Origin of the sequence: Mesorhizobium sp. M7A.F.Ca.CA.004.06.1.1, from assembly GCF_003999135.1 — a bacterium.
GTDB lineage: Bacteria > Pseudomonadota > Alphaproteobacteria > Rhizobiales > Rhizobiaceae > Mesorhizobium.
In genome coordinates this window covers 1-803 of sequence record NZ_RZPQ01001288.1, presented here as the reverse complement: position 1 = coordinate 803, position 803 = coordinate 1, and the positions used below count along the sequence as shown (strand labels likewise).

Annotated in this window: 1 protein-coding gene; it reads right to left on the bottom strand. The window is 62.4% G+C overall.

Translation table 11 applies throughout. The features are described from left to right. The coding region (locus EN906_RS35840; RefSeq protein ID WP_127375855.1) for a helix-turn-helix transcriptional regulator at positions 1 to 783 on the bottom strand (783 nt) is incomplete at its 3' end. Positions 784 to 803 lie beyond the last annotated feature (20 nt).

Genomic DNA, 803 nt, shown 5'->3' with positions numbered 1-803 from the left:
TTCGCCAACCCTGCTTGCCGGCCTGTTCGACCTGACGCCCGCCGAAAAGATATCATGCGCCGAACGGAGCAGCGGCAGGACATGGACGATGATCGACTGCCTGTCTTGTCGCGCGGGTACCGGGATTGATCGGACCGAGGGTTCGATCTCGCTGCGCACGGCGGCGATGGCTTGCTGAAACAAAAGGTCTGCTTGCACATCGCCAATCGCCATGCTGCCGAAGGCGACCGGCAGGAACATCGCGGGCATGGCCTCAAGCAGCGGGTTGGTGGCCAGCACGCGTCCATTGGATGAAAGGACAGCAGCCGGCAGTCCCATTCTTTCCATTGCCGCAACTGTTCCTTGCGCGCGCTCAAGCCCGAGCCTCGCCGCAATCAGGCTGGCACGCGCCAGATGCGGCCGCAGCGCGTTCATTCGCGCGAGATCGTCTGCCGAAGGACGATCGTTGTCGCGCCAGCGCTCGGTCGAAAACAGTGCCATTTCCCCCGTCGGCATGACGATGAACGAACCAATCTGTCCGCCAATCCCCAGCGGCCGGGTGCGATCGAGGCGCAGGTGATTGCTTGCCAGAGCTCCGGCGGGGAAATAATCGGCGTCGTAGACAAAAGCCGAAGGCGGGGTCATCGAGAAGAGGAGTTGCACCTCCTCGCTCTTCTGCCATCCATTGGCAGCGTCGAAAGCCTCCAGCACTGGCGAGATCAAATCGGTCGCGATGAATTTTGGCGGGGCTCGGTCATCGAACAGGACAAGCGAGGCGGCAGCCGAGTTGGACTCGCTGCTCAACTGCTCCAGGACGTCGCGCC